This is a genomic window from Bacillus sp. EKM206B, assembly GCF_011066015.1.
Classification (GTDB): Bacteria; Bacillota; Bacilli; order Bacillales; family Bacillaceae; genus Bacillus; species Bacillus velezensis.
The window spans coordinates 1-18,371 of sequence record NZ_JAAMNL010000001.1; the positions used below are offsets into that span (position 1 = coordinate 1).

Sequence of the window (18,371 nt, forward strand, 5' to 3'; positions counted from 1 at the left end):
CGGTAGTTCAGTTGGTTAGAATGCCTGCCTGTCACGCAGGAGGTCGCGGGTTCGAGTCCCGTCCGGACCGCCATTTTACTTTACTTTATAGTATAGAAAAGAAACATCTGGCTCGGTAGCTCAGTTGGTAGAGCAACGGACTGAAAATCCGTGTGTCGGCGGTTCGATTCCGTCCCGAGCCACTTACCCAAACGCATCTGCAATAGTAGGTGCGTTTTTTCTTTTGTTATAAAAAAGGGAGAGCCGGCTTTTCAGCCGGCCCAGAAGAAGACGTCAAACACTAGACGGCGTTTTTTTTCGTGAGGTTTCAAAAAAATATTATTTTTTAAAAGAAAATAAAAAACATGACAAAAGGATGGCAGTTCAATACGTTTTTGCGCTGTTCTCTTTAATTTTTTTATCTTTTGACCTGAAACCGTTATAATAGACGGGGAACGTTTTTCACGATCCGAATTGTGATCATCATGAAACATCAATAGATGAAATGAAGTCATTCTGGCAGGAGGAAAATCAAGATGATGGATAAGAAAATCCTTGTAGTCGATGATGAAAAACCGATTGCAGATATATTAGAGTTTAATTTAAGAAAAGAAGGCTATGACGTGCATTGTGCGTACGACGGAAACGAAGCCGTGGAAATGGTGGAGGAGCTTCAGCCTGATTTAATTCTTTTAGATATTATGCTTCCGAATAAAGACGGAGTTGAAGTGTGCCGGGAAGTCCGGAAAAAATATGATATGCCGATTATTATGCTGACGGCAAAAGACTCGGAGATTGACAAGGTCATCGGGCTTGAAATCGGAGCGGATGACTATGTCACGAAGCCTTTCAGCACGCGTGAGCTTCTGGCCCGCGTCAAAGCGAACCTGCGCCGCCAGCTTACGGTTGCGCCGGCTGAGGAGGAATCAGCTTCTAATGACATTCATATCGGTTCTCTCGTCATCTTCCCTGACGCTTATGTCGTATCAAAAAGAGAAGAAACGATCGAGCTGACTCATCGTGAGTTTGAATTGCTTCATTACTTAGCCAAACATATCGGACAGGTTATGACGCGTGAGCATCTGCTGCAGACTGTGTGGGGCTATGACTATTTCGGTGATGTGAGAACGGTGGATGTAACAGTGCGCCGTCTCCGTGAGAAAATCGAGGATAATCCGAGCCATCCGAACTGGATCGTCACAAGACGGGGTGTCGGTTATTACTTGAGAAACCCTGAACAGGACTAACCGGCGATGAATAAGGTTGGTTTTTTTCGGTCGATTCAGTTTAAGATCACGCTGATCTATGTGCTTCTCATTATCATCGCCATGCAGATTATCGGCGTGTACTTTGTGAAACAGGTGGAGAATTCTCTTCTCAAGTCCTATGAATTATCGTTAAATCAGCGGATTGACAATCTTTCCTATTATATTGAGCAGGAATATAAAGGAGATAATGACAGCACCGTCATTAAAGATGACGTCAAACGGATTTTGAATGATTTTACGAAGAATAATGAAATACGGGAGATTACATTTGTTGATAAAAGCTATGAGGTCGTCGGTTCCTCGAGGCCTTATGGTGAGGAAATAGCGGGGAAACAGACGACTGACCCGATTTTTAAACGGATTTTCTCAACAAAACAGGCCTATTCAAAAAAATATTATGATCCTAAAAGCAAAAACAGAGTGCTGATTTCAGCAAAACCTGTCGTCACAGAGAATCAGGAAGTTGTCGGCGCGATATATGTCGTGGCCAGTATGGAAGATACCTTTAATCAGATGAAAACCGTCAACTCGATTCTTGCTTCAGGAACAGGCTTAGCCCTTGTTCTGACGGCTCTTCTCGGTATATTTCTCGCCCGCACCATTACCCATCCGCTGTCGGATATGCGTAAGCAGGCGATGGAACTGGCAAAAGGGAATTTCTCCAGAAAGGTGCGGAAATACGGGCATGATGAAATCGGTCAGCTCGCAACGACGTTCAACCATCTGACGAGAGAGCTTGAAGATGCCCAAGCCATGACGGAAGGGGAGAGAAGAAAGCTTTCTTCCGTTATCGCGTATATGACGGACGGTGTCATCGCTACGAATCGCAATGGAGCTATTATTCTTTTAAACAGCCCTGCGCTTGAGCTGCTGAATGTTTCACGTGAAACGGCTTTAGAGATGCCGATTACGTCTTTATTAGGCATAAAAGAGAACTTTACATTTGAGGATTTAGTAGAACAGCAGGATTCCATGCTGCTGGAGATCGAACGTGACGATGAAACGACTGTACTGCGGGTGAATTTTTCCGTTATTCAGAGAGAGCACGGAAAAATCGACGGTTTAATCGCGGTTCTTTATGATGTCACCGAACAGGAAAAACTCGATCGGGAACGCAGAGAGTTCGTTGCCAACGTGTCTCATGAGCTGCGGACACCGCTGACGACCATGCGAAGCTATTTAGAGGCGCTTGCAGAAGGCGCGTGGGAAAACAAAGATATCGCTCCGCGTTTCTTAATGGTGACCCAAAATGAGACTGAGCGCATGATCAGATTGGTGAACGACCTGCTTCAGCTTTCTAAATTCGACAGCAAAGATTATCAGTTTAATCGAGAGTGGATTCATATGATCCGCTTTATGTCACTGATTATCGATCGTTTTGAAATGACAAAAGAACAGCATGTCGAATTTATCCGCGAGCTTCCGGACAGAAATCTGTACGTGGAGATTGATCAGGATAAAGTGACGCAGGTTCTCGATAATATCATTTCTAACGCACTGAAATACTCACCGGAAGGCGGACATGTCACTTTCTCAGTCGATGTGAATGAGAAAGAAGAGCTGCTCTATATCAGCGTAAAAGATGAAGGCATCGGCATTCCGAAAAAAGATGTGGAAAAAGTCTTTGACCGTTTCTACAGAGTGGATAAAGCGCGCACGAGAAAACTCGGCGGCACCGGACTCGGCCTTGCGATTGCAAAAGAGATGGTTCAGGCGCACGGCGGAGACATTTGGGCCGACAGTGTAGAAGGCAAAGGAACGAAGATTACATTTACTCTTCCATATAAAGAAGAGCAAGAGGATGATTGGGATGAGGCGTGAAAATATAAAAACAGTCATACTGTCAGTGCTGGTCGTCATTAGTCTTGTTTTAACATGGGGAATTTGGACATTCCAGCCCAATTTTTCAGAAGGCACGGCCTCAACCAAATCGACTGTCCGGGAAAAGCATAAAATTGATAAAACGAGCCAAAAAGTAGCGCAAACGGTAAAACCCCGGGATATGTTTATTCATACAAACGGCTCTCATTATAAAGTGGATGATGAGACGCTCTTTAATGACCTGTGGGCGGATTTGCCGCAATGGGAAGTAAAAGGGATGAAGGATATTTCCGATCAATACGACAAGCTCGGTTTTAAAAATTGGCTTTACGGCAGAAACGGCAATTCGGCAAAGCTCGATCTGCAATTCAATGACACCATTCCGATTGATTTCTTCCAAACAATGTTTAAATGGTCGAATCCGTCAATGGAATACAGCTCATTTGACCATATTGTCATTCCGTTTAATGAGAATAAGACAAATAAAAAGATTTACATGGTCTCATACAGCAAGCAGCTGATTTTGGAAGTGACTGTGGAATCGGCGAATTACCGCAATCTGATGAATGAGCTGTACAGCAAAAAGTCGAGTATGCCGTTATACCACCTCTATTCGGTCGGAAAAAGCAAAGAATTTCTCATGCCGAATGCGCGATTTAATATGAAGGAAAAAGAATTTATCACTGAAACCATTAAGACGAACCTGTTTAAGCAGACGCTTTTTAATGATCCGAGCACGGTCAGAGAAGACCCGAATTACAATCGGAATGTGCTGACTGACGGAATCAGCCGTCTGGAAATCAATTCGACACAGCGGCAGATTCAATTCCAGCATCGGAACCTGGCACAAAGCGCTTCTTATCAAACAGGGGAGCTGATTAAGAAAAGCTATAAATATTTAGAGGATACGGGAAGCTGGACGGATCATTATCAATTTTTCAATGTGAGTGATAACCAACAGCTGAGTTTCTACATGTTTAAAGACCAAATGCCTGTAATTAACAGCACGTCTAAGCCTTTCGGATCCGGACCCGTTTTGACCCTGCAATGGGCCAATGACGAGGTTCTCAGCTACAAGCGGCCGAACTATGTTCTCGGACCGAATCCGATTAAAACAAAAGACGTAAAAATGATGAACGGCAATGAGGTTGTGGCTCTGCTGGAGCAGCAGGATAAATACGACGTGAATAAAATCGACCAGATCTTCCTGGCCTATCAAATGGTCTCTTCATCAACGAATGATCTCGTTGAACTGGAACCCGTCTGGAGTATGAAAATCAACGGGAAGATCGTTCCGATTACGAAAGATCTGCTGGGGAAGGAGGAGGACGATAATGGAGTGGAATAAGACAAAAACGATCTTCATCATTGCCTTCCTCATCCTTGATATTTTTCTCGGCTATCAGTTTTTTGAAAAACGCTCGAGCAGTGAATACGAAGTGATTAAAAATTCAAATGTGGAAAAAGACATGGAGATGGATCATATCACTTTCGGCAACCTGTCTTCTGATTCCGCGACGGGCTACCGGCTGACGGCGGGCCAAAAGGTATTTACCGCTGAAGATATTGATGCTTTGAAAGATCAAAAGCCTTTAATGGAGATGCCGGAGGATGATCACAAGGTTACCACACTGAAAATGAAATTTACCGATCCGGTTGGTTTATCGAAGCAAAAACCGCAGGAGGATGCGGAATCGCTCGTCAGCTCTAAAATAACCGGCGGTGAAAAATATAAACTGTGGAAAGTCGACAAGGATAAAAAACAGATCATTTTTTACCAGATGTATGACGGCCAGTTGATTTATCAGGATTTTGACTCGTCCACGGATGCGATCGGACAGGTGATTCTGCATTTGAACGATAAAAACGAGGTCGTATCTTACGAGCAGACCATGCTGGAGTCATTCAAGCGAATCCAGACGGAGAGCCTGATTCCTGAGCTTGATGCGGTCGAATTATTGTATTCTCAAAATTACTTAAAAGCGAATTGCGCCGTTAAAAGCGTTAAGTTCGGCTATATTGCCCAATATCCGCTGACAAGTACGCAGGTGCTGGCGCCGGTATGGAGAATTACAATTGAAGATAAGTCAAAAGGGACGAAGAAAAAGACACAGCAAACGTACACTGTGAATGCATTGGAAAGCACAGTCATTGATAACAATCAAAATAAATAATGGAGTGAGACACAATGGGCTTGCAATTTAGCGTGCTTGCGAGCGGGAGTACCGGAAACGCGTTTTATCTGGAGACAGAGGAGCACTCTTTTCTGGTGGATGCCGGCCTGAGCGGTAAAGCGATGGACGGGCTGATGGAGAAAATCGGCCGCAAGATAGACGACGTCGACGGCATCTTTGTCACTCACGAGCACAGCGACCATATTAAAGGGCTCGGCGTCATTGCGAGAAAGTACGGTCTTCCCGTCTACGCCAATGAAAAGACGTGGAAAGCGATGGAGAATCAGATCGGCAAGCTGGATACCGGACAAAAGTTTTTGTTCCCGATGGAAAGCGTAAAATCCTTCGGCGGGCTTGATGTTGAGTCATTCGGCGTCTCTCATGACGCGGCCGAGCCGATGTTTTATGTTTTCCACTACCAAGGCAGAAAGCTCGCACTGATGACGGACACCGGGTATGTGAGCGACAGAATGAAAGGCATTATCCGTTCGGCCAATGTGTTTGTGTTTGAAAGCAACCATGATGTCGGCATGCTGCAAATGGGGAGATACCCATGGAGCATTAAGCGGCGGATTTTAAGCGATGTCGGCCACGTCTCCAATGAAGACGCGGCGCTCGCCATGACTGATGTCATCGGCGACGGCACATCGCGCATCTATTTGGCGCATCTGAGCCAAGACAACAATATGAAGGAACTGGCGAGAATGTCCGTGCAGCAGACATTGGCTGCGAAAGGATTTGTCGCCGGGGAAACGTTTCAGTTATTTGATACCGATCCAAAAATCCCGACGCCGCTGTGCGCCGTGTAATTTTTCCAAATGAATCATGATTATTAATCCGCGATCTGACCCACACTATAAGCAAATCGAGTACTCTTGAAAGGATTTGAGATAGGGTGGATTATAATCGCGATGATGAACAGTACGCCTCCGAACAGCCCCGCCGCAGCAAGAGAGGGTACTTTCTATCAAGTCTGATCGGCGTCATCGTCGGGGCCGCGCTCATGGCTTTCCTGCTGCCGTACTGGACAGGCGGAGACCATGGAGAAAGCAGCAAAAGCACCAGCCAGCGTCTCGGCAGCGAACAGGTGAAAACAGTCAACGTAAATGTCAATGACGCTGTCACGAATATGGTGAGCCGTGTATCAGATTCGGTAGTCGGTGTTCTCAATATCCAAAAGACCGATATTTGGGGAGAGGGCGGCGAAGCGGGAAGCGGGTCGGGTGTCATTTACAAAAAGAACGGAAACACTTCTTATATCGTAACCAATCACCATGTCATTGAAGGTGCGACTGAGATTGAGATCAGCCTGAAGGATGGCTCACGCGTGCCTGCTGAGCTGATCGGGAGCGACCGTCTGATGGATCTCGCCGTGCTGAAGGTGAAGTCTGATAAAATCAAATCGGCCGCCCAGTTCGGCAATTCTGATCAGGTCAAAGTCGGAGAACCGGTCATTGCGATCGGAAATCCGCTCGGGCTTGAATTTGCGGGATCAGTGACACAGGGGATCATTTCAGGCACGGAAAGGGCGGTGCCCGTTGACTCAAACGGCGACGGACAGCCGGATTGGAATGCGGAAGTGCTGCAGACCGATGCCGCGATTAACCCCGGCAACAGCGGCGGCGCTTTGATGGATATATCGGGCAAGGTGGTCGGCATCAACTCAATGAAGATCGCTGAATCCGCCGTTGAAGGCATCGGCCTGTCCATCCCGTCAAAGCTTGTCATTCCCGTTATTCAGGATTTAGAAAAATACGGAGAAGTCAGACGGCCTTTCCTCGGTATTGAGATGAAATCCTTAACGGATATTGCGAGCTACCATTGGAGCCAGACGCTGAAACTTCCGAAAGGCATTAAAACCGGGGCGGTCATTATGGGTGTCGACGCGTTTTCACCGGCCGGAAAAGCGGGTTTGAAAAAGCTCGACGTGATTACCGGGTTCGACGGACATAAGGTCAATGACGTTGTTGATCTCCGTGAGCGCCTGTATCGCAAAAAGATCGGCGACCGTGTGAACATCACGTTCTACCGTTCGGGAAAGAAAAAAACAGCGGAAGTCAAACTGACAGAAGCGGATCGATTACAGAAATAAAAAAACAGCCCGGACATCCGGGCTGTTTTTTATTGATTTATTTGTTAATATTATACTATTATGAAAACGGGAGGTGAAACACATGAAAACGGCTGATGTGATCATCGTATTGAATGAAATTGAAGGTGAATGTGAAGGAAGAATTATTTTAGAATGCAGAATTTAAGAACATGAAACATGTTATATTAAACGTCCTTTTTCAGGGCGCTTTTTTTATGCCGTTTTTCAGAAGCCATAAAAAAGAACTGAACGCGGGTCACAACACGTTCAGTTAAAAAATGGGTATATTTAGAAAAAGGCAGACGTGAACTTAGAACTGGTGCTGCTGAATTGAAGCGGCAGATAATGATTTTATTTGCAGATGGCTCCGTTTTCAGCGTTTACTTTCATCAATTCAGCTTAGATTCCATTTTGTTTCAGATAAAAGCGAATAATAGAAGGGGAAGCGAAAAAAATAAACACAGGCTGATACATCTAAGGAGAGACTGCATCATGGAAAAGTTGAAAGGCATCAAGCTGAGTGCAGACGGCGAGTCTGCACTCATTGATTCTTTAACGATGGGGCTTCATTACGGAACGGTCCTCGGGGAAGACAATATCGTCGAGGTGTACACCCGTTCTTTGCGCGAAAAGCTGAAGGACAAAGAACACAAGGTGATTCGCACGGTTCGGGGCGCCGGGTACAGGGTGGATCTGGCATGAAACGGCTGTACAGAACCCTGCGATTCCAGCTCCTGTTCAGGTCACTGGCGATTTTGGCTTTGCTGTTATGTTTCATCGGCGGCACTCAGTACATGTTTATGACACGGACGATGTATGAAAATCAGGCGATCAGCATTCAGAGTTATATCAATTCAATGGATCAAAGCGTATGGAGGTCCATCAAAACCCTTGCCCGTTCCGAAACACCGGCTCATCCGAATTTGATTTACCCCGGGGTGACGGTTGCTTTTATCAATCAATCATACAAGATGTCTGTTTTATCAGAAGACCCGCACGCGGGGGCCGCTCCTTCTTTCCCGAAAAAAGTGTACCGGGATGCGCTGACAGATACCATGGCGCTTCACTATCAGGTGGCTCACAATAAGGCGGGTGAGGAAATCATCGTCGTGTTTCAGGCGATTTCCGTTGACGGAAGGCAGGCGGGAGTTGTGCAGATGAGCACGCTGACCCAGCCTCTGAATGATTCGCTTTTCCGCCAGATCAGCATTTTCGCGGTGCTTTCCTTTGCGGCTTTGGTCATCGGCCTGTTTGTTTTCTTGCCGGTGATCCGGCTCACACTCAAGCCGCTGTCCCGCATTGTGCGTATGATGGGTGACATTCATGCCGGCAGTCTCGATAAACGGCTGCCGATTGATAAAAGGCAGGCAGAAATTGAGTCGCTGGGCACCTCCATCAATCAGATGCTGGAACGGATTGAAACCTCTTTTCAGGCGGAAAAAGAAGCGAAGGAGCGCATCCGGCAGTTTGTATCAGACGCATCACATGAGCTGAGAACGCCGCTTACCTCCATTCACGGCTGTATCGAAATGTTAATGTGCGGAGCGGCGGAAAAGCCGGAGCAGAAAGAAAAAGCGCTTCAAAGCATGTACGCGGAATCCGCCAAGGCGAATAAGCTGATAGAGGATCTTCTGTTTCTCGCGAAGATTGACCGGGTGCCGAGCTTTGAAATGAAAAAAGGCGCATTGGGAGACGTCATTTTGGAAATGGAGGCTCAGCTGAAGCTGCTCGCGAGAAACCGGAAGCTCGAGTTCTTTGTCGATCAAAAGATAGAAGCCGTTTTTGACAAAGACAAAATGAAGCAGGTCATTCTCAACCTCTTTTACAATGCGGTGCAGCATACGGATGAAGACACGGGTGTCATCACCGTCTCCCTGCAGAAAGACGGAGGAATCATGCTTATGATTGCAGATAACGGAACGGGAATCGCTCCGGAGCATGTGCCTCATTTGTTTGACCGTTTTTACAGGGCGGAAACCTCCCGATCCCGTCAATCCGGCGGCGCGGGGCTGGGTCTTGCCATTACAAAAACCATTATCGACAGCCATAACGGAACAATTGAAGTGAAAAGTGAGCAGGGAAAAGGCTCCGTGTTCATCATCCGGTTGCCGGGATAAACCGGGAAGCAGGAAGAAAAATCACAATTTATATATAAATTCTAAATTTTCAAAAAATAACTTGTCCTTTTCCAATATTGGTGATAATATCTAGTTATTGGTAAAGGGGGTGTGTACTGATGAAGATTGAAGAACTTGATCTTGATACAGAAACAGCAAGCTTGGTGCATCGTTGCTAGTAAAGCCGTGACTCCCCTCATTGGGGAGTTATTATCTTTCAGGGGGTATGTCATGATGTCAACGGACTGTAAGCGCTGGAAGTTTAAAGACAGCGTGCAGGTGCTGACCTACACGGCGCATATTATCATTCAATATCGAAAGGCGATTAAGCTTGCGCATACGAGTGAGATCAAAGAGGCGGTTGAACGGCTGACCATCGGCTGTGAAAAACAAGAGCTTTCTGATCTTCTGGGAGAAGAAGCGGGAAACCAGTTTTTCGATGCGTTAATGAAATTGGATGCTTTAATAGAGCCATGGCAAAACGGCCGTGAAGGCCGCATCACTGAAAAGCAGCTGTACCATTTTGAGAAATTCAACCAAAACCCCAATCTGATCCAAAACAGATTAGACGGCAGCAGGGCAGCGATCGTGGGTCTGGGAGGCGTCGGAACGATCATTCTTCAAAACCTTTTGGCGGCGGGCATGCAGCATTTTATTCTCATTGATTTCGATGCCGTATCAGTACATAACCTGAACAGACAATTCGTCTATAATCAATCTTCTGTAGGCAAATTAAAGATCTCAGAATGCAGAGATTATATTGCGGGTATCAATCCCCATGCGGACGCAGCACTTTACCATCAGGAAATGACACAGCCGCAGGACCTGCGTGTGTTAGATCCGTACGAAATTGATATCGTCATAAATGCCGCTGACAAACCCCATAACATTTCTGAATGGGTTTACCGGTATTGTAAGGAGCGGAATATCGCGTTTATGACCGGGGGGGTCGGCAGCTTCAGCGGCCAATGGGGGCCTCTGCTCACGCCTGAATCCTATCAATCCGGCGTCACCTATGAAAAAAACATGCCGGCCGGACTTCTGAACTGTTACCCCGATGAACCGATCAAAGGTTCCTTAGGAGCGACAAACGGTATTATATCCTCGTTTATGTCTCATGACATTATCACATACCTTGCAGGCGGAAGCCCGAAATCCCTGAATACCCGCATCGGCCTGGACTTTGACGGCCTTCATATTACAGAAACGAAGCTTTCTCAAAAGGAAAGCGCTTTATGAAGACGATGCATCGTACGGCGAGAAAACCGGGCGACCCTCTAAAAATAGAAATCGACACAAGCCCGATACGCTTGAACCCATTAGATACGCAGGATTACACAAGCAAGATAATGTGCAGCATTATGTATGAAAGCCTGCAGGACGGTTATAACTGCCGGATCATCCGCAAAGATCCCCGCACCTGTCAGGTGGACATTCACCCGGACTATTTAGGCGACGCCGAGGGTGTGGTTCAAACGATCATCTATCATCTGACGAAAGAAAATCAAAGCCCCCATCTCGGCAGTTTCCTGAACATAAAACAGGCCGTTCCGTATGTAAAAGGCCTCGTCTCATCCGATCAGCTCGGGGTGAACGTAACAGGCGAAAAACGCTTTGAAGTCACCTTGGACGAGCCGTCTGATGAAATAGAAGCCGTTTTGCAGAGCAGCTTTCTGATTCCGGGGACCGCCGGGGGCGATGTGCCGGAAAACGGCCCGTACCGATTCAAGCGTACGTTTGAGAAGGGGCTGGAATTTGAGCGGAATCCGCAATATAAAATGACGCCCGCGGATCACCGCACGGTTCAGACCATCCAATTTATTTTGAATGATGATCTGGAAAAAAGTATCGGGCTGTACGAAGCGAATCAAACGGACGTGACCTGCCACACCCAATTTCATCATTCAAACATGAGGTATCGGCAGTATGCTGATTTTAAAGAAAATCATTTGCCGATGTTATTTACCTTCAAGGTAAAGGACGACATGCTGAGAACTTTCATTCAGCATTATTTTGATAAACAAAAACTGGCCGGGGATTTGGGGCATATCATCACACCGACTGATTCACTGATCGGTATATGGGAAAGCGGGAGGACACCGCAGAAAGATCCGCCCCTTTTGACAAAAGAAGAACCGATCCGAATCGTTTATGCCGATTATTATCCCAACGGAGAGATCATTGAAAGGCTGGCTGGTCTGTTTCGGCGGGCCGGAGCGGACGTGTCCGTCTCCCGCGTCAGTCATTTCAATGATTATTACCATATGGATAAAAGCGGGTTTGATATTGAGCTCCATTTGTTCCTGCCGGCTTACATGCATGAGCTGAGCTATATCAAATATTTCATCCGCGACATCAGCGATCCAAAGAAGAAAAAAACGATCATTGATGCCATAGGATCTGAAAAAAAGAAGGAACTTTTTGGGTTATTCGAGAATACAACTCATTATTGCCCAATTTGTTTTGGGAAAAGTCTGTATCTGCAAGATCCATGTATAGAGGGTTTTAGTGTAAAGACTGACGGGCTCCTTTCTGTTCATGATGTTAAATGCAGATAGCTGGAAAGGGGTATTCATTTGCGGAATCGAAATTTGCTTTACTTCTCCGGTTTTTTCGGAAACTTCTTTTTCGAACGGGGAATTTGGATTTTATATTTAACAAGTATGAATTATTCATTGTTTCTAGTGGGCATCCTGCAATCGGTCCTGAATTTGGCGATGTTTCTGGCGGAAGTGCCGAGCGGCGTCATCTCGGACAGAATCGGGAGAAAAAAATCGCTCTTGCTCGGCCATTTTATGGTCATTGTCTATTTGGTGATGTTCCTGAGCTTCCATAACTTCATCGCCCTCTTCATCGCCCATATTATATACGGTATCGGGCTGACGTTTATATCAGGAACGGATCATGCCTTTTTGTTTGATTCACTGAAAGAACAAGGGAAAGAAAAGTGGTACGGCAAATCCATCGGAAATTATAACGGACTTGTCATACTCGGTCTTGCGATCGCCATGGGCATCGGCGGCTACTTGCAGGAAATATCATGGTCGTATGTGTTTATCGCCGGGATTGTGACTCAGCTGATTGCAATGGCGGTCATTACACAGCTGACGGAAATCAAATTTGAAAACAGTGAACACGAAACGCAGACGGTCGGTGACATCTTAAAAGAAGTCAAAGATTTCTTCAGGCTGAACAAAGCCTTTAAATATCTGGTGCTGTCACTCTCCGTTTTCTTTGCGATTACATCGGTTTTTTATATGTACGGACAAGATTTGTTAAGTCAGGAAGGGCTGTCCGTGCGCAATATATCCATTATTTTTGCGGGACTGTCCATCTTGCAGGCGCTGTGCTCCATCTTTTCTTCCAAGCCGGCGGAAAAATTCACGCCGAGGCGCGTGCTTCTGCTGACATTCTGTATCATCGGGGCGGCCTATCTGTTTATACCATCGGGCAGTCTGTACGTGACGATTGCAGCTTTTGTCGTCATTAACGCGCTCTATGATGTGATAGAACCCGTATCCAGTCAGGTGGTGAATAATGAGATTCCGTCCAGAACGAGAGCCACGCTGCTGTCCATTATCAGTTTGATGACCTCGCTCTTCATGTTCATTGCCTTTCCGTTTATCGGATTCTTAACGGACTATTTTGATTCAGCTTTGCTGCTGACCGCAATCGGGGTATTATCCATCTTATTGTCGCTGTTTATGATGCTCAGCTTTTACAAACTGAAAGCGAGCGTCGCCATCCAGAATAAAGTCGAGCTTTGAACCAGAATGACAAAGGGATGATGTGAGTTGCTGAATATTCATAATCTTACGGTGAATTTAGCGGGAGATACCATTTTCAAACAAGTTTCTTTTTTCATCAATGAAGGCGAAAAAGTGCTTGTGGCCGGGCCGAACGGTTCCGGCAAAAGCACGCTGTTCAGGGTGCTTTCCGGAGAGCTTGAGGCAGATGAAGGAACGATTGCGATCAACAAAGGGGCGAAGGTCGGTTTGCTGAAGCAGATCGCTGATCCCCATGAGGATCTGACGTTGTATCAATATCTGGAAAAATCGTTTGAAGCTCTCGCGGTGATCCAGAAGGAAATGAAAGCCATTGAGCTGAAGCTTTCGGAACCGATGAGTGATGACGAGCTGACTGCTTTATTGGAAAAGTACAGTCAATACACGGAAACATTTGAGCGGAACAACGGCTACCAGATGCATGCGATGATTGACGAGGTATGCAACGGGCTCAGCCTCAGCGAATTAAAGGATCAGCCGTTTTCAAAGCTGAGCGGCGGCGAAAAAACAAAAGCCGGCCTTGCCGAAATTTTAATCCGCAACGACGACGTTATACTGCTGGACGAGCCGACCAACCATTTGGATGTCCATGCGATTGAGTGGCTTGAAGGGTTTATTAAAAAATCGAACAAAACCATTCTGTTTACGACCCACGATAAAACGTTTGCCGATCAAACGGCGATGAAGGTGCTCGAGATTGACGATACCGAGGTGAAGATTTGGCCTTACGGATTCAGCGAATACCTGAAAAAACGGGAAGAATTCATCATCGCCCAGTTTGAGAAATATGAAGAACAGCAGAGAAAAATACAGAAGATGAAGGAATCCATCGCCCAGCTGAGAGATTGGGCCAACCGCTCAAATCCGCCGTCTGTCGGCCTGCACAGACGCGCGAATAATATGGAAAAGGCGCTGAAAAGGATCGAGCTGATCAATAAGCCGGTCCGGACGGAGCAAAAATTAAAAAACGCATTTCAGGAAGCGGGCGCCGGTTCAAAAGATATTGTGTTCATTGAAAACGGAAAGGTGACCAACGGATCTTCCCTTTTATATCAAAATGTGAATCTGCGCATAAAGCATAAAGACAGAATCGGCATCGTCGGCAGAAACGGCGTCGGCAAAACAACGCTGATCCGCTGTATCATTGGGGAAAGAGAACTGTCGGACGGCACCATTAAAGTGGGAGAAAATCTTAAAATAGGCTACATTGATCAAAAGAGCCATGTAGGAGATTCGAGTCAGACGATTCTGCAATTCTTTAAAGAAAATCTGCTGACTGAAGAGGGCATGGCCCGGAATATGCTGGCCAAGTACGGATTTTACGGGTCGTCTGTCTTTAAAAAACTTTCCGTCCTGTCGGGCGGTGAGAGAATCAGGCTGAAGCTGTCCATCTTAATGGAAAAAAAGCTGAATGTCCTGATCCTGGATGAGCCGACCAACCACTTGGATATTGAATCTCAGGAAATTCTCGAAAACAGCCTGATGCAGTTTCAAGGCACCATCATCTGCGTTTCTCATGACAGAAACCTGCTGGAGAAGTTCAACAAGATTTTCTGGCTTGAGAATCAAAACGTCACCATCTTTTCAGGTCCATACAGTTACGCCAAACAAAAAAAACGGCAGATTGCCGAATAAAAGGGGAATGGATATGACCATTGACAGACTGACAATCAATGAGTTATCGTACGATCTTTTTGTAAGCGAGTATGCTGATAAGAAACCTTTTATTTTGACGGGGGCAATGGATCACTGGGAATGCAGGCCGTGGACGCTTGAATACATTGACGAACACTATGGGGACAGAATGGTCACCATCCGGAAATCAGATATCGAAGGGGTCAAAACCTTTAAACAAGTAAAGCTTTCCAACTATATCGAGTACATTGATCAGAATGATGACAAATGGTACTGTGACTGGAATTTTACGCAGCTGAACCAAAATGACTTAGACCTTGTCTATTCCGCACCCGAGTATTTTACAAAAGACACATTGAGAGCGGATGAAGAAACGGGACGGGATTGGAAGTGGTTCTTTCTCGGTTCTAAGCAGACAGGCACACCGCTGCATCAGGATTTTAACAATACGCACGCGTGGAACGGCGTCATTTTCGGGGAGAAGGAATGGATCTTCTATCATCCGGACGACTCTCCGTATTTGTACGAAGGAAATATCAATGTCTTTGATGAAAAAGACATTGAGCAAAAACCGCTGGTGAAAAAGGCGTCTCCGATCCGCTTCAGACAAAAGGCGGGAGAAATCATTTACGCGCCGCGCCATTGGTGGCATCAAGTCGAGAATACGGAACATACATTGGCAGTGAGTGAGAACTTTTGGTTTACCGGAGAGCGGCTTGCCAATCAGATATAAACGAAAGGCTGAGGAGCATCTCAGCCTTTTTTTGTATGGATTCATTTCATCCGGTCCAGACCGAATTTTTTCAGGCGGTATTGCAGGCTCTGTCTGCTGATTCCGAGCTCATTTGCCGTTTTGGATATGTTATTGCCGTGTTTTCTCAGGATCTTTTCGATCATGTATTTTTCGAAGTTTTCCATTTTGTCTTTTAAATCGGTGCCGGGCTGGGTGCTTGCGGCGGCTTTGGTTTCCGTGTCAGCCGGTTTGATTTTCATCCGGTATTGATAAGGCAGGTGGGCCGCCGTAATCGTCGTTTCATCCGTCATAAAATTCATGGCGCCTTCAATCATATGTTCAAGCTCGCGAATGTTGCCCGGCCAGTCATATTCCAGGAAGAATCGCTGCACATCGTCACTGATCGAATCGACATGCATATGGAACAGGTGATTGTTTTTCTGGATAAAGACTTCGGCCAGAGGCAGAATGTCCTCCTTGCGCTCCCGGAGCGGCGGAATGATCAGCGTGACAACGCTTAAGCGGTAGTATAAATCTTTGCGCAGCCGCTCTTCTGAAATGGCGGTGATCGGGTCTTCATTCATTGTGGCGATGATGCGGACGTCAATCGGTTTGTCCTGCGCTGATCCGATACGCCTGATTTTCTTTTCCTGAAGGGCGCGGAGCAGTTTTGCCTGCAGGCTGAGATTGAGCGAGTTGATCTCATCAAGGAGCAGGGTGCCTCCCTGCGCCTGCTCAAATAAGCCGGGCTGGTCGATGGCTCCGGTAAAGGCGCCTTTTTTCGTGCCGAATAAAATACTTTCGACCAGGCTATCCGGCAGGGCGGCGCAGTTTTGTGAGATGAACGGGGCGCCTGAGCGCTGGCTGCCGTTGTGAATGCTTTGGGCGAACAGTTCCTTGCCCGTTCCCGTCTCGCCGGCCAAAAGCACCGATGATGATGTGCGGGTTGCCCGTTTCGCGTTTTCGATGACTTCCCGAATGACCGGGCTGTTGCCGAGAATACTGTCAAACGTGTAGCTGTTCTGTTCTTTCCTGTGCATGTTCTCCCTGATCAGCCGTTCTAGCTTGGTGACGTCCTTGGCGATTTCCACGGCTCCCTTGATCTCGCCGTTTTGCACAATCGGGAAGGTGTGGTTGATCGTCGTGATTTCCTGGCCTTTGTTATTGAAATAGCTTTGCTTCACGTTTTTAATCGTTTTGCCTTCTTGAAGGGCCTGAACGAGCGTGCTGTCCTGCTGATTGGAAAACATAAATACATCAGTCAGGTTTTTATGCAGGACGTCCCGTTCATCCATATCTTCAATCTGCATCATTTTCTTATTGTAAATGACGGTGCTGCCCTTCTCGTCCACCACATGCAGCCCGACATCAATCTCTTCCAGAATGCTTTGTAACACGAGTGTGTAAAATTCGCTGGTTGTGTGCAGGTCAATTCCCCCTCTCAATCGTCTTAACATTCATTATTTTAAAATAAATCGAACGGGAAACGCAAAAAAATTTTGCGCTTGGACGATGTTTAAAAATAAATGGAAATTGAGGTAATAAAACCATTGACTTTTTTAGGAAAATGGTTGATATTTAGATATATACTTAAATATCTAAATTATGTATGTATGAGAGGGGGAAAGTTTTTGAATAAAGCTTTTAAAGCACTGGCCGATCCTACAAGGAGAAGAATTTTGGATTTATTAAAGAAACAAGACATGACGGCTGGAGAAATTGCGGAACACTTCGACATGTCAAAACCCAGTATTTCTCATCACCTTACCATATTGAAAAATACTGATTTGGTTCACGATGAGAGGAAAGGCCAATTTATTATGTATTCATTAAATACCACTGTATTACAGGATCTTATAGGCTGGTTCTTTTCTCTGACTGATTCAGAACATGATAATAAGAAAGGCGGGGAATCATGAAAAAATATCTCTTTTCAGCAGGAATCATAGTTTTAACTGTTTTCACATGGGTTTGCACATATTCATCTTTACCGGACAATTTGGCGACACACTGGGGATTAAACGGAAGTGCAAATGATTACCAAACGAAAGCTAATGCGATGATGATGCTTATTGGCATCATGATTATTCTATATATTTTAATGGTTATCATCCCTAAGATTGATCCTAAAAATAACTACAAAACATTTATCCGGCCATATATGGCTATATTTAATACAATGTTTGCGGTTCTGTTTGTCATTAATCTGATTACCATCTTGACCGGTCTGGGATATGATCTCCCTATTACTCATTTAGTAACCCTTGCAGTGGGAGCATTATTTATGGTGCTTGGAAACTTCATTCAAATCGTTAAGCCTAATTTCTTTTTAGGGATAAGAACACCTTGGACGCTGAGCAGTGAAAGAGTTTGGAAGGATACACACAGGGTTAGTTCGAAACTTTTTGTCTTAGCGGGCATGCTCATGATGCTTGCAGCTTTTTTGCCGCCGGTGTATAGAGTGTCAGTCATTTTCATGGCTGCAATCGGCTGTATCATATTATCTTTACTATATTCTTACATTGTATATCAGAGACAATTGAATAAATAACTGTTGAGTAGGAGCAATCTAATTGGATTGCTCCTATTTTGTCAGCGGGAAACGCAAAAAAATTTTGCGCTTGGCTGAAGTTTGCACGCAAACTGCCGGAAAATTTTGCGGGAAAAGAAAGAATGCTGGCGAAACATCCCGTTTTTTCGAATTGGCACGGAACTTGCTTTATAAAAAGGGAAAGCAAGATCTAATGTTGAATGATTACAAAACAAG

16 protein-coding genes and 1 tRNA gene are annotated in these 18,371 nt (G+C 45.7%); 16 read left to right on the plus strand and 1 reads right to left on the minus strand.

What is annotated here, in order from left to right; genetic code table 11:
• Window positions 1-109 precede the first annotated feature (109 nt).
• From G9F50_RS00005 to G9F50_RS00070, 14 genes are all read left to right on the plus strand, one after another.
• Window positions 110-182, plus strand: a tRNA-Phe gene (locus tag G9F50_RS00005).
• A 336-nt stretch (window positions 183-518) separates the two neighbouring features.
• Complete coding sequence (walR, locus tag G9F50_RS00010) at window positions 519-1,226, plus strand: cell wall metabolism DNA-binding response regulator WalR (protein WP_004393104.1); 708 nt, start codon at window positions 519-521, stop codon at window positions 1,224-1,226.
• 6 nt (window positions 1,227-1,232) lie between these two features.
• Complete coding sequence (gene walK / locus G9F50_RS00015) at window positions 1,233-3,068, plus strand: cell wall metabolism sensor histidine kinase WalK (RefSeq protein ID WP_004393106.1); 1,836 nt, start codon at window positions 1,233-1,235, stop codon at window positions 3,066-3,068.
• Window positions 3,058-4,416, plus strand: a complete 1,359-nt coding sequence (gene yycH, locus G9F50_RS00020; RefSeq protein WP_060562288.1) for a two-component system activity regulator YycH — start codon at window positions 3,058-3,060, stop codon at window positions 4,414-4,416. Before walK ends, yycH begins: the two co-directional genes overlap by 11 nt.
• The gene (locus G9F50_RS00025; protein ID WP_060562289.1) at window positions 4,403-5,242 is read left to right on the plus strand and encodes a two-component system regulatory protein YycI; all 840 of its coding nucleotides are present in this window, start codon (window positions 4,403-4,405) and stop codon (window positions 5,240-5,242) included. Before yycH ends, G9F50_RS00025 begins: the two co-directional genes overlap by 14 nt.
• A 14-nt stretch (window positions 5,243-5,256) precedes the next feature.
• Window positions 5,257-6,051, plus strand: a complete 795-nt coding sequence (locus G9F50_RS00030) for an MBL fold metallo-hydrolase (RefSeq protein WP_007407895.1) — start codon at window positions 5,257-5,259, stop codon at window positions 6,049-6,051.
• Between the two features lie 86 nt (window positions 6,052-6,137).
• A complete protein-coding gene (locus G9F50_RS00035; RefSeq protein ID WP_007407894.1) occupies window positions 6,138-7,334 on the plus strand; it encodes a S1C family serine protease in 1,197 nt (398 codons plus the stop codon).
• Window positions 7,335-7,826: 492 nt separating this feature from the next.
• The gene (locus G9F50_RS00040) at window positions 7,827-8,036 is read left to right on the plus strand and encodes a winged helix-turn-helix domain-containing protein (RefSeq protein WP_015418611.1); all 210 of its coding nucleotides are present in this window, start codon (window positions 7,827-7,829) and stop codon (window positions 8,034-8,036) included.
• A complete protein-coding gene (locus tag G9F50_RS00045) occupies window positions 8,033-9,451 on the plus strand; it encodes a sensor histidine kinase (RefSeq protein WP_060562290.1) in 1,419 nt (472 codons plus the stop codon). The genes G9F50_RS00040 and G9F50_RS00045 overlap by 4 nt, the downstream gene beginning before the upstream one ends.
• A gap of 231 nt (window positions 9,452-9,682) precedes the next feature.
• The gene (locus G9F50_RS00050; RefSeq protein WP_060562291.1) at window positions 9,683-10,690 is read left to right on the plus strand and encodes a ThiF family adenylyltransferase; all 1,008 of its coding nucleotides are present in this window, start codon (window positions 9,683-9,685) and stop codon (window positions 10,688-10,690) included.
• Complete coding sequence (locus G9F50_RS00055; RefSeq protein WP_060562292.1) at window positions 10,687-12,009, plus strand: periplasmic substrate-binding domain-containing protein; 1,323 nt, start codon at window positions 10,687-10,689, stop codon at window positions 12,007-12,009. The genes G9F50_RS00050 and G9F50_RS00055 overlap by 4 nt, the downstream gene beginning before the upstream one ends.
• A gap of 18 nt (window positions 12,010-12,027) precedes the next feature.
• Window positions 12,028-13,218, plus strand: a complete 1,191-nt coding sequence (locus tag G9F50_RS00060) for an MFS transporter (protein ID WP_014306161.1) — start codon at window positions 12,028-12,030, stop codon at window positions 13,216-13,218.
• Between the two features lie 27 nt (window positions 13,219-13,245).
• Complete coding sequence (locus tag G9F50_RS00065; RefSeq protein ID WP_060562293.1) at window positions 13,246-14,871, plus strand: ABC-F family ATP-binding cassette domain-containing protein; 1,626 nt, start codon at window positions 13,246-13,248, stop codon at window positions 14,869-14,871.
• A 13-nt stretch (window positions 14,872-14,884) separates the two neighbouring features.
• Window positions 14,885-15,604 carry a cupin-like domain-containing protein gene (locus tag G9F50_RS00070; protein WP_025285562.1) on the plus strand — a complete coding sequence of 240 codons (720 nt, stop codon included), beginning with the start codon at window positions 14,885-14,887 and terminating at the stop codon, window positions 15,602-15,604.
• Between the two features lie 41 nt (window positions 15,605-15,645).
• Here the strand turns inward: G9F50_RS00070 and G9F50_RS00075 are convergent, their stop codons facing one another.
• Entirely contained in the window at window positions 15,646-17,061 is a 1,416-nt protein-coding gene (locus G9F50_RS00075) for a sigma-54 interaction domain-containing protein (protein ID WP_060562294.1), read from the minus strand.
• Between the two features lie 174 nt (window positions 17,062-17,235).
• On the opposite strand from G9F50_RS00075, the gene G9F50_RS00080 reads away from it, so the two are divergent.
• Both G9F50_RS00080 and G9F50_RS00085 read left to right on the plus strand, forming a co-directional pair.
• Window positions 17,236-17,523, plus strand: a complete 288-nt coding sequence (locus G9F50_RS00080; RefSeq protein ID WP_015240946.1) for an autorepressor SdpR family transcription factor — start codon at window positions 17,236-17,238, stop codon at window positions 17,521-17,523.
• Window positions 17,520-18,155, plus strand: a complete 636-nt coding sequence (locus G9F50_RS00085) for an SdpI family protein (protein WP_060562295.1) — start codon at window positions 17,520-17,522, stop codon at window positions 18,153-18,155. Before G9F50_RS00080 ends, G9F50_RS00085 begins: the two co-directional genes overlap by 4 nt.
• Window positions 18,156-18,371: the final 216 nt, after the last annotated feature.